The organism is Arthrobacter sp. FW306-1B-F12A, from assembly GCF_058781865.1.
In genome coordinates, this window is sequence record NZ_JBYSXD010000002.1 from 151503 (window position 1) to 167224 (window position 15722).

General features: G+C 63.8%; 15 protein-coding genes. 13 read left to right on the forward strand and 2 right to left on the reverse strand.

Annotated elements, in window-relative coordinates; all coding sequences use genetic code 11:
- Positions 1–10: 10 nt before the first annotated feature.
- On the reverse strand, positions 11–943 hold the full coding sequence (locus AC3WJU_RS01920; RefSeq protein WP_306959680.1) for an aldo/keto reductase: 933 nt from the start codon (positions 941–943) through the stop codon (positions 11–13).
- Positions 944–995: 52 nt separating this feature from the next.
- On the opposite strand from AC3WJU_RS01920, the gene AC3WJU_RS01925 reads away from it, so the two are divergent.
- Together AC3WJU_RS01925 and mshC are read left to right on the forward strand one after the other, a co-directional pair.
- Complete coding sequence (locus tag AC3WJU_RS01925; RefSeq protein ID WP_492258994.1) at positions 996–1829, forward strand: undecaprenyl-diphosphate phosphatase; 834 nt, start codon at positions 996–998, stop codon at positions 1827–1829.
- Positions 1830–1845: 16 nt separating this feature from the next.
- A complete protein-coding gene (gene mshC, locus AC3WJU_RS01930) occupies positions 1846–3129 on the forward strand; it encodes a cysteine--1-D-myo-inosityl 2-amino-2-deoxy-alpha-D-glucopyranoside ligase (RefSeq protein WP_284988177.1) in 1284 nt (427 codons plus the stop codon).
- A gap of 66 nt (positions 3130–3195) precedes the next feature.
- Here the strand turns inward: mshC and AC3WJU_RS01935 are convergent, their stop codons facing one another.
- Positions 3196–4101: a PAC2 family protein gene (locus tag AC3WJU_RS01935; RefSeq protein WP_492258995.1), complete on the reverse strand. Its 906-nt coding sequence runs from the start codon at positions 4099–4101 to the stop codon at positions 3196–3198.
- A 119-nt stretch (positions 4102–4220) separates the two neighbouring features.
- Between AC3WJU_RS01935 and AC3WJU_RS01940 the strand changes: the two genes are divergently transcribed.
- The 11 genes from AC3WJU_RS01940 (at position 4221) to AC3WJU_RS01990 (ending at position 15677) form a co-directional block, all read left to right on the forward strand.
- Entirely contained in the window at positions 4221–4964 is a 744-nt protein-coding gene (locus AC3WJU_RS01940) for an HAD family hydrolase (RefSeq protein WP_492258996.1), read from the forward strand.
- On the forward strand, positions 4965–6134 hold the full coding sequence (locus AC3WJU_RS01945; RefSeq protein WP_307053956.1) for a site-2 protease family protein: 1170 nt from the start codon (positions 4965–4967) through the stop codon (positions 6132–6134).
- A gap of 118 nt (positions 6135–6252) precedes the next feature.
- A complete protein-coding gene (locus AC3WJU_RS01950; RefSeq protein ID WP_284988174.1) occupies positions 6253–7305 on the forward strand; it encodes a tRNA (adenine-N1)-methyltransferase in 1053 nt (350 codons plus the stop codon).
- A 101-nt stretch (positions 7306–7406) separates the two neighbouring features.
- Complete coding sequence (gene arc / locus AC3WJU_RS01955; RefSeq protein WP_084784542.1) at positions 7407–9221, forward strand: proteasome ATPase; 1815 nt, start codon at positions 7407–7409, stop codon at positions 9219–9221.
- A gap of 50 nt (positions 9222–9271) precedes the next feature.
- Positions 9272–10888, forward strand: coding sequence for a depupylase/deamidase Dop (dop, locus tag AC3WJU_RS01960; protein WP_306960223.1), 1617 nt, complete (start codon positions 9272–9274; stop codon positions 10886–10888).
- 122 nt (positions 10889–11010) lie between these two features.
- Positions 11011–11214: a ubiquitin-like protein Pup gene (locus tag AC3WJU_RS01965; protein ID WP_059389233.1), complete on the forward strand. Its 204-nt coding sequence runs from the start codon at positions 11011–11013 to the stop codon at positions 11212–11214.
- 78 nt (positions 11215–11292) lie between these two features.
- Positions 11293–12102 carry a proteasome subunit beta gene (gene prcB, locus AC3WJU_RS01970; protein ID WP_306959692.1) on the forward strand — a complete coding sequence of 270 codons (810 nt, stop codon included), beginning with the start codon at positions 11293–11295 and terminating at the stop codon, positions 12100–12102.
- Between the two features lies 1 nt (position 12103).
- Entirely contained in the window at positions 12104–12811 is a 708-nt protein-coding gene (prcA, locus tag AC3WJU_RS01975; protein ID WP_284988172.1) for a proteasome subunit alpha, read from the forward strand.
- A gap of 1 nt (position 12812) precedes the next feature.
- Positions 12813–14177, forward strand: coding sequence for a Pup--protein ligase (pafA, locus tag AC3WJU_RS01980; protein WP_492258997.1), 1365 nt, complete (start codon positions 12813–12815; stop codon positions 14175–14177).
- Positions 14178–14287: 110 nt separating this feature from the next.
- A complete protein-coding gene (locus tag AC3WJU_RS01985; RefSeq protein ID WP_492258998.1) occupies positions 14288–15232 on the forward strand; it encodes an FKBP-type peptidyl-prolyl cis-trans isomerase in 945 nt (314 codons plus the stop codon).
- Positions 15233–15281: 49 nt separating this feature from the next.
- Positions 15282–15677 carry an FKBP-type peptidyl-prolyl cis-trans isomerase gene (locus AC3WJU_RS01990; RefSeq protein WP_059389230.1) on the forward strand — a complete coding sequence of 132 codons (396 nt, stop codon included), beginning with the start codon at positions 15282–15284 and terminating at the stop codon, positions 15675–15677.
- Positions 15678–15722 lie beyond the last annotated feature (45 nt).

Sequence of the window (15722 nt, forward strand, 5' to 3'; positions counted from 1 at the left end):
TTCAGTTGAGTCAGATCGCTGAAACGTCTTCCAGTGCCCTCGAAATTTCGGCGGGAAGAGGCGAAAGCTGCGCATCGAGCAGTTCCTTGAGCTGGACCGCATTGCGTGCGCCCACTATGGCGGTGGATACCCCAGGGCGCGAGAGCAGCCAGCTCAGGGAAACATCGACGGCGGACCGTCCCAAGCCGCGCGCAGCCATTGCTGCCGCTTCGACGATCCGTGCTCCCCGCGCATCGAGGTACTTCTCGACGTAGCCGCTGAGGCGGCCTTCAGCCGCCCGTGATTCGGACGGAATCTGTCCGCGGTATTTGCCGCTGAGCACTCCGCGGCCCAGGGGCCCCCACGCCATGAGGCCGAGGCCGGCGTCCTCGATGGCGGGCACCAGTTCGTCTTCGGGCTTCCTGTGCAGGAGCGAGTATTCGGATTGGTTGGCCACCAGGGTAAATCCCGCGATCGCCGCAGCCTTGGCGGTCTGCCAGCCGTTGTAGTTGGAGATGCCGACGTACCGTGCGCGGCCCGAGCGCAACGCGAGGTCCAGCGCGGAAAGGGTTTCCTCGAGCGGTACGTTTCCGTCCCAAGCGTGCGCGAACCAGATGTCCACGTAGTCGGTTCCCAAGCGGGCGAGGCTGGCGTCGAGAGCGGACAGCATGGATCCGCGGGACGCATCGACGCTGCGCCGGCCGTCCGACGTCGAGACGCCCGCTTTCGTGGAGAGGACAACCTCCGAACGCGCCACAACGTCCCCCAGCATGGAACCCAGCAGGGCTTCGGCCCGTCCACCGGCGTAGGAAGCGGCGGTATCGATCATGGTGCCGCCGGCAGCGATGAACGTATGGAGCAGTTCCCGTGCATCCTGTTCGTCCGTTTCTTCTGCCCAGGACATAGTGCCCAGGGAAAGGGTGGACACCCGAAACCCGCTGTTGCCGACGTAACGCTGCTGCATAGCTGATAGCTTACGGGGAGATCGGGTAGATCATGACGTAGGGTCTATTCACGTGAACTGGATAGAAGCAGCCTTCCTTGGCCTCGTGCAGGGCCTGACAGAATTCCTTCCGATTTCTTCAAGCGCACACCTGCGAATTGTCGGCTCGTTCCTGCCCAATGCGGCGGATCCCGGAGCTGCTTTCACGGCCATTACCCAGCTAGGCACCGAGACGGCCGTCATCGTTTTCTTTTGGCGCGACATCGTCAGGATTGTCCGCGCCTGGTTCGGATCGCTGCGGGGGAAAGTCTCCAGGGACGATCCCGACGCGCGGATGGGCTGGTTGGTCATCCTCGGCAGCGTGCCTATCATCGTGCTCGGCCTGCTCTTCCAGGACCAGATCGAATCCGTCCTGCGCAGCCTGTGGATCGTCGCCACGATGCTCATCGTCTTTGGCATGATCCTCGCGGTGGCCGACGCCCTGGGCAAGCAGGAACGCGAGCTGAGCCAATTGACCGTCAAGCACGGCATCCTTTACGGGCTGGCCCAGGCCATGGCTCTCATTCCGGGCGTCTCCCGCTCCGGCGGAACCATCACGGCCGGCCTCTTGATGGGGTACACGCGTGAAGCCGCCGCACGGTATTCGTTCCTGCTTGCCATACCCGCTGTCTTCGGCAGCGGCCTGTACCAGCTGTACAAGGTGGTCTCGAAGGAAGGAATCACCGGACCCTTCGGCCTTCCGGAAACAGCCTTGGCCACCGTCATCGCCTTCGTGGTGGGCTTCATCATCATTGGCTGGTTCCTGAAATTCATTTCCACCCACAGCTACCGTGCCTTTGTGTGGTACCGCATTCTCCTGGGACTAGCCCTCTATGTATTGCTCGGTTTCAATGTCATCAGCGCCTAGCACTATGGTTGAGGCTGTGAAATCGTGGATCTCCCGCCCTGTGCCTGAACTACCCGGCAGCATGCCCCCGTTGAGGCTGTTCGATACCGCCCTCGGGTCCCTCGTGGAGGTCGAGCCACGTGCGGAGCAATCCATGTACGTCTGCGGTATCACGCCGTACGACGCCACCCACATGGGCCACGCCGCCAGCTACGTCGCGTTCGACCTGCTCAACCGGGCATGGCGGGACAGCGGCCAGCGCGTTGCGTACGTCCAGAACGTCACCGACGTCGACGATCCGCTCCTGGAGCGGGCCACCGCCACTGGCGTTGACTGGCGGGAGTTGGCTGCGAGCCAGATTGAGCTTTTCCAGACCGACATGGACGCCCTCAATGTGCTGGCCCCGAATTACTACATCGGAGCCGTCGAAGCGATCCCGATGATTGTTCCGGCTATCGAGAAATTGATCGCGGACGAGCTCGCCTACCGCGTGCACGGCACGGGTGGCGAACCCGACGGCGACGTCTACTACGACGTCGAGGCAGCCGGCAAGGCGTCGGATAGCCCGGACGCGTGGACCCTCGGGGACATTTCGGGGCTCGGCGAAGTGGAAATGCTCGAGCTTTTCGCCGAGCGCGGCGGCGATCCCGGCCGCTCCGGCAAGCGGAATCCCCTTGATCCCCTGCTATGGCGCGTTGCCCGCGACGGCGAGCCGAGCTGGCCGGGCGCAAGCCTCGGTGACGGACGTCCCGGCTGGCACATCGAATGTACGGTCATCGCGCAGAAGTACCTGCCGGAACCGTTCACCGTGCAGGGCGGCGGATCTGACCTCGTTTTCCCGCACCACGAAATGGGCGCCGGACACGCGTATTCGCTAAGCGGCATTCCCCTGGCACGCCACTACGCCCATGCTGGAATGGTGGGCCTGGACGGTGAAAAGATGAGCAAGTCCAAGGGCAACCTGGTGCTGGTGTCCAAGCTCCGTGCAGCAGGCGAAGAGCCCGCCGCAATCCGCCTGGCGATCCTGGCCAACCACTACCGCTCGGATTGGTCCTGGACCGATGAAGGCTTCGCCCAGGCCAAGGAACGCCTCAACACGTGGCGGGCCGCCCGGGACATCGCTCCCGAAGGAACAGCGGCGGAATTGCTGACGCGGATGCGTGCCGAGCTGGCCAACGACCTGAATGCTCCCGGCGCGGTCGCCGCCGTCGATGCCTGGGCCGCGGCGGCTCTCAGTAATCCGTCTACCGCTAATCCGAGTGCACTGGATTCCGCCCTGGTGAGCGACGCGATCAACGGATTGCTCGGCGTCGAGCTTTAAGCAACGCGGGGTCACTTACGGCCCATAATGTCCCCTTGGACGGGCCGTAAGTGACCCCGCGTTGGGTTAGGGCTTGTCCTTGCCCCTGCGCTTGAGATAGCGCTCGAACTCGCGGGCGATGGATTCGCCACTGGCCTCCGGCAGGTCGGCCGTGTCCTTGGCCTCCTCGAGCTGCCGCACGTAGGCGGCGATTTCCGGGTCTTCGGTGGCCAGTTCGTCCACGCCCCGCTCCCAGGCCTCGGATTCCTCGTTGAGGGCGTGGGTGTCCAGCGGCACCTGGAGCAGGTCCTCGATCCTGTTCAAGATGGCCAGTTGCGCCTTGGGGGAGGGCGGTTGGGCGACATAGTGCGGCACGGCCGCCCACAGCGACACCGTGGGCAAGCCCGCGAGCAGCGCGAATTCCGCCAGCACGCCCACAATGCCTACCGGACCCTCGTACTGCGAAGCCTCCAGGTTCAACCGCTGCCGCAATCCGCTGTCGTCCGAGGTGGTGCTCACGGGGATTGGGCGGCTGTGCGGGACATCGGCCAGAAGGGCGCCGATCAACACCACATAGTCGACCTTGAGCGTTTCAGCGTGGACCAGAAGCTCGGCCGTGTAGGCACGCCAGCGGTAGGACGGCTCGGTGCCGAGCACGAACACCACATCGACGTTGCTGTCCGGGACGCTGGCCTTGTACAAGCGCGTGGAAGGCCACTTCACTTTGCGCGTCCCGGCGGCCGTGCGTCGCACAGTCGGCCTGGTGAACTGGAAGTCGTAATAGTCGTCGGCATCAACGGATGCCACTTTCCTTCCTTGCCACAACTTGTTCAAGTAGTGCAGGGAATCGCTGGCCGCCTCACCGGCGTCGTTCCAACCTTCGAAAGCCGCGAGCATCACGGTGATGCGCTGACCTTCGGCTACAGGCTGGAGAAGGCGCTCAGGCTCCGGTGAAGTGGCCTGTCCGTCAGGGGCTCCGTCCAAACTGTTCATTCACTCACCCTACGTCCAACACCGCCACCGATGCATGGCGTGCGGGGACCGGCGTGGCCATACTTCGCCCCGGGCGTAGAGCGGCAATCGCCCTGCCTCCTTCCACGTAGACTTTAGGCATGCTTGCTTCAGCCACCCAGCCCTTTGTAAAAGCCGAGCTCAAAGCCGCGCTATGGGACATGGATGGCACCCTGGTGGACACCGAGCCGTATTGGATTGCCGCAGAGCGCACCCTCGTGGAGTCCTACGGAGGCGCCTGGAGCCATGAACAAGCCATGCAGCTCGTAGGGCAATCGCTCATGCACTCGGCCGGCATTCTCCAAAAGGCTGGAGTGAACCTGGAGAAGCGGGAGATCGTTGACTCCTTGAGCGCCCATGTCATCGACCGCCTCCGCGTCGAGGTGCCGTGGCGGCCCGGTGCCAAGGAGCTGCTGGACGAGCTGTATCAATCGGGCGTCCGCTGCGCCCTCGTGACGATGTCCGAAGGCCCGATGGCGCGGGAAGTCGTCGCCAACCTCCCCAAGCCCTACTTCGAGTTCCTCATCACGGGGGACACCGTCAGCCGAGGAAAACCCCACCCCGAGGCTTACCTCGCCGCCGTCGAGCGGCTCCGGGACACGGATCCTGCGCTGACCGTGGATCACTGCGTCGCCCTCGAGGATTCCGTGCCGGGCGTTGCGTCCGCGATCGCCTCCGGGGTGGTCACGGTGGGAATTCCGCACCAAATGGCTTTGCCCGAGGATGCCCGCCGGGCAACCTGGGACACCCTGCAGGGACGGAAGGTCTCCGACCTTGAGGCGCTTGTCGCCGCCCGCGCTTCCGCCACCATGCCCGCCGCGGCTTTCCTTGGACAGGCAAACTAAGTGAGCACTCCCCGGAACGGTGGCCACAGCACACGCAGCAGCAGGAAGGACGGGATTCCGCTCGGCCGCATCGCGGGAATCCCCGTGTACCTTGCGTACTCCTGGTTCATCATCGCCGCGTTCACGGTGATCGCGGTTGGCCCGGTCGTATTCGTTCAGCACCCCTACTTGGGAAACGGAGCGTACTTCGTTGCCTTTGCCTATGCGGTGCTCCTCGCCCTTTCCGTGCTGGTCCACGAACTCGCCCATGCCTTGAGCGCCAAGGCGTTCAACTGGCCCACGGAGAAGATCGTGTTGAATCTGTGGGGCGGCCACACCCAGTTCGAGAGCTTCATTTCGTCTCCTGGCCGCTCGGTGCTTGTGGCCTTGGCAGGACCCGCCGCCAACTTTGTCCTCGCTGCAGCCGCCTGGCCGCTGGTGGTGGCCCACGTCTTCGGCGGGGTGGCGGAGGAATTGGCCAACAGCTTCATGTGGGCCAATCTGTTGATCGGCATTTTCAATGTGCTCCCGGGTCTGCCCCTTGACGGAGGGCGGTTGGTGGAATCCGCGGTATGGAAAGTGACGGGAAGCCAGGAAAAGGGGACAGTGGCGGCTGGCTGGGCCGGAAGGATCGTCGTCATCGTCCTGGTTGTTGGGTTCATAGCCCCGCCGCTGCTTAGCGGGAGCCCGATTAATTTCACTTATATGCTCATCACCCTCCTTGTCTGCAGCTTCCTGTGGATGGGCGCTTCGGGCGCGATCAAGCAAGCGACGCTCCGTGGACGCCTCCCCTCGGTGAGTGCCGCCGCCTTGGCCGAACCCGCCGTCGGAATTCCGAACTCGGCCACGGTCGCCGAAGTCCTGCGCGTGGCACCCTACGGCACGCCCGCCGTCGTGATCTGCGGACCGGATGGCCGGCCACAGGGTCTGGTAGATCCGGCTGCGACTGCAGCCGTGCCGGCCTCCGAGGTATCCACGACCTTCGTGACCGCGGTTTCCACCCCGCTCGCCGACGGTGCCTACGTCCCCTGGACGTCCAGCGGCCAGGAACTGATCCAGTATTTGGCGCAGCTCAGCGGCGCCGAATACGCGGTCGTGGACGAACGCGGCACGGTCATGGGCCTGCTGCGTCAGCAGGCGGTAGTGACAGCCATTACAGGTAAAGTAGCCCGACGGAGCGGACGCCCGTAGGACCTTCCCGGTAGAGTTACCTGCCGGTCGTGAATTAACCCGGCCGGCAGTGCGCATCACTAAGCAGTTACTGCGGCAACAAATGACGGCCCAGCCGTACAGGAGCGAGGAAACACCCATGAGCAGCGAAACCGCCGCCAACTACACGGCCACCGGCGCCGCCGACACCGCCATTCAGCCGACTGGTGCGGCCCGGCGCCGAGGGCCCTTCCGTGTGGGCGAGCGGGTTCAACTCACGGACGAACGCGGCCGGATGAACACCATCACCCTGGAGGAAGGCGGCGCTTTCCATACGCACCGCGGCTTCCTGAACCACGACGAAATCATCGGCCAGGTTGACGGTTCAGTGGTGGCCAACAACATCGGCCAGCAGTACCAGACCCTCCGTCCCTTGCTCTCGGACTTCGTGTTGTCCATGCCCCGCGGTGCCGCAGTGGTGTACCCCAAGGATGCCGGCCAGATCGTCACCATGGCCGATATCTTCCCGGGGGCCCGCGTTGTGGAGGCCGGCGTTGGTTCCGGCGCCCTTTCGATCTCCCTGCTTCGAGCAGTCGGCGACAACGGGTACCTCCACTCCTTCGAGCGTCGCGAAGAATTCGCCGACATTGCCCGCGGCAACGTGGAAACCATTTTCGGCGGTCCGCACCCGGCCTGGAAGATCTCTCTTGGCGACTTCCAGGAGGAAGTCGTCCGCTCCGAAGGGCCCGGATCCGTGGACCGCGTGGTGCTGGACATGCTCGCTCCGTGGGAATGCCTCGACGCCGTAGCCACCGTTTTGGCCCCGGGCGGCGTGTGGATCAACTACGTGGCCACCGTGACCCAGCTCTCCCGTACCGCTGAAGCGATCCGCGCCGACGGCCGTTTCACGGAACCGGACGCCTGGGAGTCCATGGTGCGCGGCTGGCACCTTGAGGGCCTCGCTGTCCGTCCCGACCACCGCATGGTGGCCCACACGGGCTTCCTTTTGGTGACGCGTCGCCTCGCCGACGGCGTGACCGGAATCTCCGTCAAACGGCGACCGTCCAAGACCGAGTTCAGCGAAGAGGACCTGAATGCCTGGACTCCGGGGGCGGTAGGAGAGCGTGCGGTTTCCGACAAGAAACTGCGCCGGGCCGCACGGGATGCGATTGCCGGCACCAACGTCAAGGACGACCCCACACCCGCCCCCTAGGGAAAGATCACAAACTGGTCCGCATTCCGGATGTCACAGGTTACCCAACGCTTTTGAGGGCTAAGGTCTATTTATAGAAAGCGGGAAGGAGCTGATGCTTCGTGGATACGTCGAACAATGACTTCGGGCGAACAACGCCGGAGGAGCCATCGAACAAGGCTGTGACTGAAGGAAAAGCGGGACACGGGGGTGGGGCAATCCAACCGGTGGACGACTCCGCGGAACTCACTGTCGCGGAACGCCAGATAAACATCCTTCGAGACAAACTGCGCCATATCGACCGTCAGCTTGCCGCCGCCACCCAGAACAACACCAAGCTCGTGACCATGCTGGAGACGGCGAAGGCCGAAATCCTGCGACTCAAAGGCGCCCTCGAGCAGGACGGCCAACCACCGTACAGCTTCGGGACCATCCTGCAGATCAATCCAAGGCGCCAGCCGACTGCAGGCAGCACCGGCCAGGCGGCCACCGAGGAATCGGTCGACATCTTCAATGCCGGCCGCAAGATGCGCGTGGGCGTCAGCCCGCTCGTTAACATCAACCAGCTGGCCGTTGGGCAGGAAGTCCTCCTCAATGAGGCCCTCCTCGTGGTGACAGGCCTGGGCTACGAACGGGCAGGTGAACTTGTCACGCTCAAGGAAATGCTGGGCACGGACCGCGCCCTCGTCGTGGGCAGGGCCGATGAAGAGCGGGTAGTCAGGCTCTCAGGCGCATTGCAGAAGGTGCACCTGCGCGTCGGCGATGCTTTGTCGCTCGATTCCCGCACGGGCTACGCACTGGAGAAGGTGCCCCGGGCAGAGGTCGAAAACCTGGTCCTCGAGGAAGTCCCGGATATTACGTACGAGGACATCGGCGGCCTGGGCCCGCAAATCGAACAGATCCGCGACGCGGTGGAACTGCCGTTCCTGCACCCGGACCTGTACCGCGAACACGGTCTCAAAGCCCCGAAGGGCATCCTGCTTTACGGCCCTCCGGGTTGCGGCAAGACGCTGATCGCGAAGGCCGTTGCCAACTCGCTCGCCGCCCGCGCCTCCGAACGGGCCGGCAACGTAGACCTGAAGAGCTATTTCCTGAACATCAAGGGGCCTGAACTCCTTGACAAATACGTCGGTGAAACAGAGCGGCACATCCGCCTGATCTTTGCGCGTGCCCGGGAGAAGGCCTCCGATGGCAGCCCCGTGGTGGTGTTCTTCGACGAAATGGACTCGCTGTTCCGCACCCGCGGCACCGGGGTGTCCTCCGACGTCGAAACAACCATCGTCCCGCAGCTCCTGAGCGAGATCGACGGCGTCGAACGCCTGGACAACGTCATCGTGATCGGTGCCTCGAACCGTGAAGACATGATCGATCCGGCTATTCTTCGTCCAGGGCGGCTTGACGTGAAGGTCAAGATCCAGCGGCCCGACGCCGAGGCGGCCGCCGACATTTTCGCCAAGTACATCACCACCGACCTTCCATTCCACGCGACGGATCTGGCAGAGCACGGCGGCGACGTCCAGGCCACGGTCGACGCCATTATCCAGCGCACCGTTGAAGCCATGTATTCGACGGAGAAGTCCAACGAGTATCTCGAAGTCACCTACGCCAACGGCGATACCGAGATGCTCTATTTCAAGGACTTCAACTCCGGCGCGGTTGTCCAGAACGTCGTGGACCGGGCCAAGAAGTACGCCATCAAGGACCTCCTGCTAACCCAGCAGAAAGGCCTGCGGATCGACCACTTCCTGCGCGCCGTCGTCGACGAATTCCGCGAACACGAGGACATGCCCAACACCACCAACCCGGACGACTGGGCACGCATCTCGGGCAAGAAGGGCGAACGCATCACCTACATCCGCACCATCGTCCAGGGCAAGGCCGGCCAGGAGCCCGGGAAGTCGATCGAAACGACTCCCAACACCGGCCAGTACCTGTGACGGCCCGGCCGGAAGGCCTGCCTTCGGACAAGCTTCCCGTGGGCGGGGCCATGCGGGTCATGGGTTCGGAAACTGAATACGGTATCCATGCGCCCTCCGCTCCGGGGGCGAACGCCACGATGATGTCCGCGCGGATCATCCAGGCCTACGCCAACCTCACGCGACAGCGGGCGGCCGGCGGGGCCGAGACCCGCTGGGACTATACGGACGAAGAGCCCCTGCATGACGCACGCGGTTGGACGGTGGAGCGCAGTGCCGCCGACCCCAGCCAGCTGACGGACAGGCCCCCCGTGCTCGACGCCGAGGCCGTCGCCTTGGCGTACGGGCGCCAGGAGCTCGAAGCCGACGGCGGCGACGAGTCAGGCTCGTTGCTGATGAACATGGTCCTCGGGAACGGGGCGCGCCTGTACGTGGACCATGCCCATCCGGAATATTCGAGTCCGGAGGTCACGAATCCCCGGGACATCGTCGCGTGGGACGCGGCCGGGGACCTCGTCGCCCTGGCCACGGTTCGGAAAGTCGCCGCGGATCCGGATCTGCCGGCCATCAACCTTTACAAGAACAACACCGACAACAAATCTGTGTCCTACGGTTCCCACGAAAACTACCTCATGCCACGGTCGGTACCTTTCGGGGACATCGTCCGCGGCCTGACGCCTTTCTTCGTCACGCGCCAGGTCATCTGTGGTGCCGGACGGCTCGGCAAGGGCCAGGACGGTTCAACCGCCGGATTCCAGATCAGTCAGCGTGCGGATTTCTTTGAGGCCGAGGTGGGACTGGAAACCACCATCAGGCGCCCGATCATCAATACCCGGGATGAACCGCACGCGACGGCGGACAAATACCGGCGCCTGCATGTCATCATCGGCGACGCCAACCTGAGCCAGGTGTCGAACTACTTGAAGTTCGGCACCACGGCTTTGGTCCTGAGCCTCATCGAAGCCGGCCAGGCTCCGAAGATCGAGGTGCATGAGCCGGTGGCCGGCCTCCAGGCAATCAGCCACGACACCTCCCTGACTGCCACGGTCAGGCTTCTTGACGGACGGCGCGTCACAGCGCTCGATATCCAGTGGATGTACTACGAGGCAGCGGCCAAACTTGGACAGGAAACCGGGGTTTCTGATTCCTTCAGCGGAGACGGCCACACCCGGGATGTCCTGGAACGGTGGGAGTCGACGCTGGGGCTCTTGGGGACCAACCCCGCCGGTGCCGCGTCATCGGTCGAATGGCTCGCCAAAATGTCCTTGCTGGATGGTTATCGGAACCGTGACGGCCTGGAATGGAACGATGCCCGCCTGGGCCTCGTCGATTTGCAATGGTCCGACGTGAGGCCGGAAAAGGGCCTCTATTACCGGATGCTTTCCCGCGACCGCATGCAGACAATCGTGGACGAAGCCGCCATCAGCCGCGCTGTCGTCGAACCGCCGCCTGACACGCGCGCGTTTTTCCGCGGGAAGTGTGTTTCCAGCTTCGGCAAGGACGTGGTCGGTGCCAGTTGGGATTCGGTCATCTTCGACGTTCCCGGCATTGGAAAACTGCAGCGCGTGCCTACCCGGGAACCCCTCCGCGGCACGGAAGCACTCACCGGACAACTGTTTCGGAAACACGACACGGCGGGCGCATTCCTCCGTGAATTGCTCGGCCTGGACCCGGCCCCGCCTGCCTGAACAAGCAGCCGGCTAAAGGGCGTCAAACGGGCCCTTAAAACCGCAGCGTGGCGGCCCGCCCCGTGGCAGTATGGCATTACAGGAAGTCCCCGTTGCCGGGGATGGACAGAATGGAGAAGGAAATGGCAGCTCAGGAGCAGCAGCAACCGCAGTCGCGGGACGTCGAGGTAGAGACCGACGCCCCCGAGGCGCCGCCCGCAGCGCCAGAGGCCCAGGCCTCGGTAGCGACGCAGGGCGTGGACGATCTCCTCGACGAAATCGACGGCGTGCTTGAATCGAACGCCGAAGAGTTCGTCAGGGCATTTGTGCAAAAGGGCGGCCAATAGCCAGCCGCCAGCTAAGCCAAGGGCCCGGCCGGCGCGAGGCCGCCGGGCATCGGATGTCAGAGTCGAAGGAGCGCAGCAATGCAGGATCCATCAACCGGCCACCCGGCCACCCAAGCAACGTCTTCGTTCATAGAGCATCTGCAACGCTCCAGGCCTGAACTCCTCCCCTTTAATCAAGCGCTGCCCGCGGGACAGATTCCCCCCGTGCCCCATGCCACAACCATCGTCGCCCTCAGTTACCCCGGTGGCGTCCTGATGGCGGGGGACCGGCGTGCCACGATGGGCAATGTGATCGCCAGCAGGCACATCGAGAAGGTCTTCCCGGCCGACGAATACTCCGTCCTGGGAATTGCCGGGACCGCGGGCCTGGCCATCGACATCACGCGGTTGTTCCAAGTGGAACTGGAACACTACGAAAAGATCGAGGGCACTCTGCTGAGCCTGGACGGCAAAGCCAACAGGCTTGGCGCCATGATCCGGGGAAACCTGCCGATGGCCATGCAAGGCCTCGCGGTGATCCCGCTCTTCGCGGGCTTCGACCAAGCCGGCGGCGTGGGACGGCTTTTCTCCTACGATGTCACCGGGGGACGGTACGAGGAATTCGAGCACCACTCTGTCGGCTCGGGTTCCGTCTTCGCACGCGGCGCCTTGAAGAAGCTGTGGCGGCCGAACCTCACCGAAGACGAGGCCGTCGCCGTCGCGGTTGAGGCCCTCTATGACGCTGCCGACGACGACTCCGCCACGGGCGGTCCGGACCCGGTCCGGCAGCTCTGGCCGGTGGTCTACACCGTCAACCGCGCCGGTGCCCGACGGGTGCCGGAACGGGAGCTGGCAGCGATCGCCGGCGCGATCGTTGAATCGCGCGCAGTTGCCGGACGGGAGGCCTGAGATGACCCAGCAGTTTTATGTTTCGCCCGAACAACTGATGAAGGACCGTGCGGACTTCGCGCGGAAGGGTATCGCCCGCGGCCGGTCCGTCGTCGTGATCAGTTGCGCTGACGGCATCGCGCTGGTGGCTGAAAACCCTTCGCCGTCGCTCCACAAGATCGGTGAGATCTACGACAAGATCGCGTTCGCAGCCGTGGGGAAGTACAACGAGTTTGAGAGTCTTCGGCAAGCCGGTGTCCGTTACGCCGACGTCCGCGGCTATTCATACGATCGCGAGGACGTCACCGCACGCGGTCTGGCCAGCGTCTACGCGCAGAGCCTTGGCGCCGTCTTCACCGCGGAACAAAAACCTTTCGAAGTCGAACTGGCGGTGGCAGAGGTCGGGCACACACAGGCCGAGGACCACCTCTATCGGCTGACTTTCGACGGCTCGATTGCCGACGAGAACGGTTTTGTGGTGATGGGCGGCTTGGCCGAGCAAGTTGCCGAGACGGTGGGCCGCGGTTGGAAGGCTGACCTCAGCCTGGCCGGGGCGCTTCGATTGGCCGTCAAGGCGCTGGCCACGGACAAGGAAGTGGACGCGCTTCCCGGGACGGCAGTCGAAGCCGCGGTGTTGGACCGGAGTCCGGAAAGCGGGCGCGGATCCCGGAGGGCATTCCGGCGGCTCAGGGCTGACGAAATCACGCAACTGCTGGCAGGGGAGGCCTGAGATGGACAAGAGGATATTCGGGATCGAAACGGAGTTCGGTATTTCGTACTCGAGCCCCGACTCACGGCCGTTGGCTCCCGAGGAAGTGGCCAGGTACCTCTTTCGCAAAGTAGTGAGCTGGGGACGCTCCTCAAACGTCTTCCTCACGAATGGCTCGCGCTTGTACTTGGATGTCGGCTCGCACCCGGAGTACGCCACCGCGGAATGCGACGACCTCGCGCAGCTGATCGCCCACGACAGGGCGGGGGAGCTCATCCTCGATGACCTCGTTGATGAAGCACAGGCCCGGCTTGCGGCGGAGGGATTCAACGGAACGGTCTACCTGTTCAAGAACAACACCGATTCCGCCGGCAATTCCTACGGCAGCCACGAAAACTACCTGATTCCGCGGCGGGGCGAGTTCTCGCGGCTCGCGGAGATCCTCATTCCCTTCCTCGTCACGCGTCAGCTGATCGCAGGTGCGGGCAAGGTCCTGAAGACGCCCCACGGGGCCACGTTCGCGTTCTCCCAGCGTGCCGACCACATTTGGGAAGGCGTGTCTTCGGCGACGACGAGATCCCGCCCCATCATCAACACCCGTGACGAGCCGCACGCCGATGCCGAGTTCTTCCGCCGTCTGCACGTGATCGTCGGCGATTCCAACATGTCCGAGACCACCGCGCTCTTGAAGGTGGGAACGGTGGATCTGCTCCTGCGCATGATTGAGGCCGGAGTGATCATGCGGGACATGCGGATGGAGAACCCCATCCGAAGCATCCGGGAAATCTCCCATGATCTCAGCGGTAAGGCTTTGGTTCGCCTGGCCAACGGCAGGCAACTGACGGCCCTGGACATCCAGCGGGAGTACCTTGCAAAGGTCACCGCTTTTGTCGCATCGAATGGAGCCCACAATCCGCACGTGCCGCTCATCCTGGATCTTTGGGAGCGGACGCTGGACTCGATCGATAGCGGCGATACCAGCGGAATAGACACGGAAGTGGACTGGGCCATCAAGAAGAAGCTGATGGATGGGTACATGCGCCGCCATGGAATCGGCCTGGACTCCCCGCGGATCGCGCAATTGGACCTGACGTATCACGACATCTCACGCAAGCGCGGGCTCTTCTTCCTGCTCCAGTCCCGCGGCGCGGCGCGGCGTCTGGTTGCCGACACGGACATCAAGGATGCAGTGGATGCGCCGCCGCAGACCACCCGGGCAAAACTCCGCGGCGACTTCGTCCGGCGCGCCCAGGAACTCGGCCGTGACTACACCGTGGATTGGGTCCATCTGAAGTTGAACGACCGCGCGCACCAGACGATTTTGTGCAAGGATCCCTTCCGCAGCGTCGACGAAAGAGTAGATGCCCTCCTGGACTCGATGAGCTGACTCCCAGCTTCACCCGCTACTCTGGAGGTTGGCCTTTTAACAGGCCTCTACGCGCATGGCCGAGCCTGGCCCGTCCATGCCCTCCTTTTGCCCCGACGAAAGTTCAATTTGTGCGACGTCTACTAGCAATTCTTATCCCCGGCCTCTTGCTGATGACCGCATGCGGCGGAAGCCCGGCACCAACAGCAACCCCGGAGCCCACCAGTCAGTCCGCCGGCGAAGTCGCCAAGCTGGATTCCCTTAAGGTCTCCGACAATGGAGACAAGAAGGCACCCGGCCTGGAATTCAACAAGCCGCTGGACGTAACGCAGCCGACCATCAAAATGGTCAGCGACGGCACCGGCGACAAGGTGAAGGCCGGACAGGTGGCGCAGATCACCTACATTGCCGTCGACGGCAAGGACGGCAAGACCCTCGAAGACACTTTCCCGACAGGGTCCCAGCCCGTCGAACTGAACGACCAGCTCAAGACCGGCAGCGCTGTGCTCTACAACGCTCTGGTCGGTGCGAAGGTCGGCGCCGACATCGCTTTCGCCGTCCCGGGAACTCCTGCTTCGGCTGAAGCAGCGGCAACGTCATCCCAGCTGGTGGTCTTCAAGGTCACCGGCGTCAAGGACGCTGTCAAGCCCCTGGACAAGCCCGAGGGCGATCCCGTTACCCCGCCCGCCGGCCTCCCCACAGTCAAGGTCGACGACAAGGGAATTCCGCAGATTTCCGTTGACGGCGCGAAGGCGCCGTCGGCCCTCGTCGCCCAGGACCTCATCAAGGGCAAGGGCGCGGTCGTCAAGGAAACGGACACCCTGACGGTCAACTACGTCGGCGTCACCTTGGCTGATGGCAAGAAGTTCGACTCCAGCTACGACAAGGGCCAAACCGCCAGCTTCGCGCTCAACGGCGTCATCAAGGGCTGGACGCAAGGCCTTGCCGGCAAGACAGTCGGCTCCCGCGTCCTCTTGGTCATTCCCAAGAGCCTCGCGTATGGCGACGGCGCCGCGGCCCAGGGCCAGCCCACAGGCGACCTCGTCTTCGTCGTGGACATCCTGGGCGCCCAGTAAGCTTCCGCAAACCTCCATAACACCGTCCCTATCAAATTGAGGAGTACCCATGTCATTTGGTCAGCGCGATTACGACCGCACTAAGCCGGAGATCGACTTCCCGGAGGGCGACGTCCCGACGGAACTCGTTATCAAGGACATCATCGTTGGTGACGGCGCCGAGGCTCAGGCCGGCGACACCGTCTCCACCCACTACGTTGGCGTTGCTTGGTCCACCGGCGAGGAATTCGACGCGTCCTGGGGCCGCGGCGCACCGCTGGACTTCCGCGTGGGAGTCGGCCAGGTCATCCAGGGCTGGGACCAAGGCCTGCTTGGCATGAAGGTCGGCGGCCGCCGTCGCCTTGAAATCCCGTCCGAGCTTGCCTACGGCTCGCGTGGAGCGGGCGGGGCCATCAAGCCCAACGAAGCCCTCATCTTCGTGGTGGACCTCGTAGCAGTCCGCTAGGTTTCGCAGCATGGGAAGGCGCGTCTGCAGCCGGAGAAATCCGGC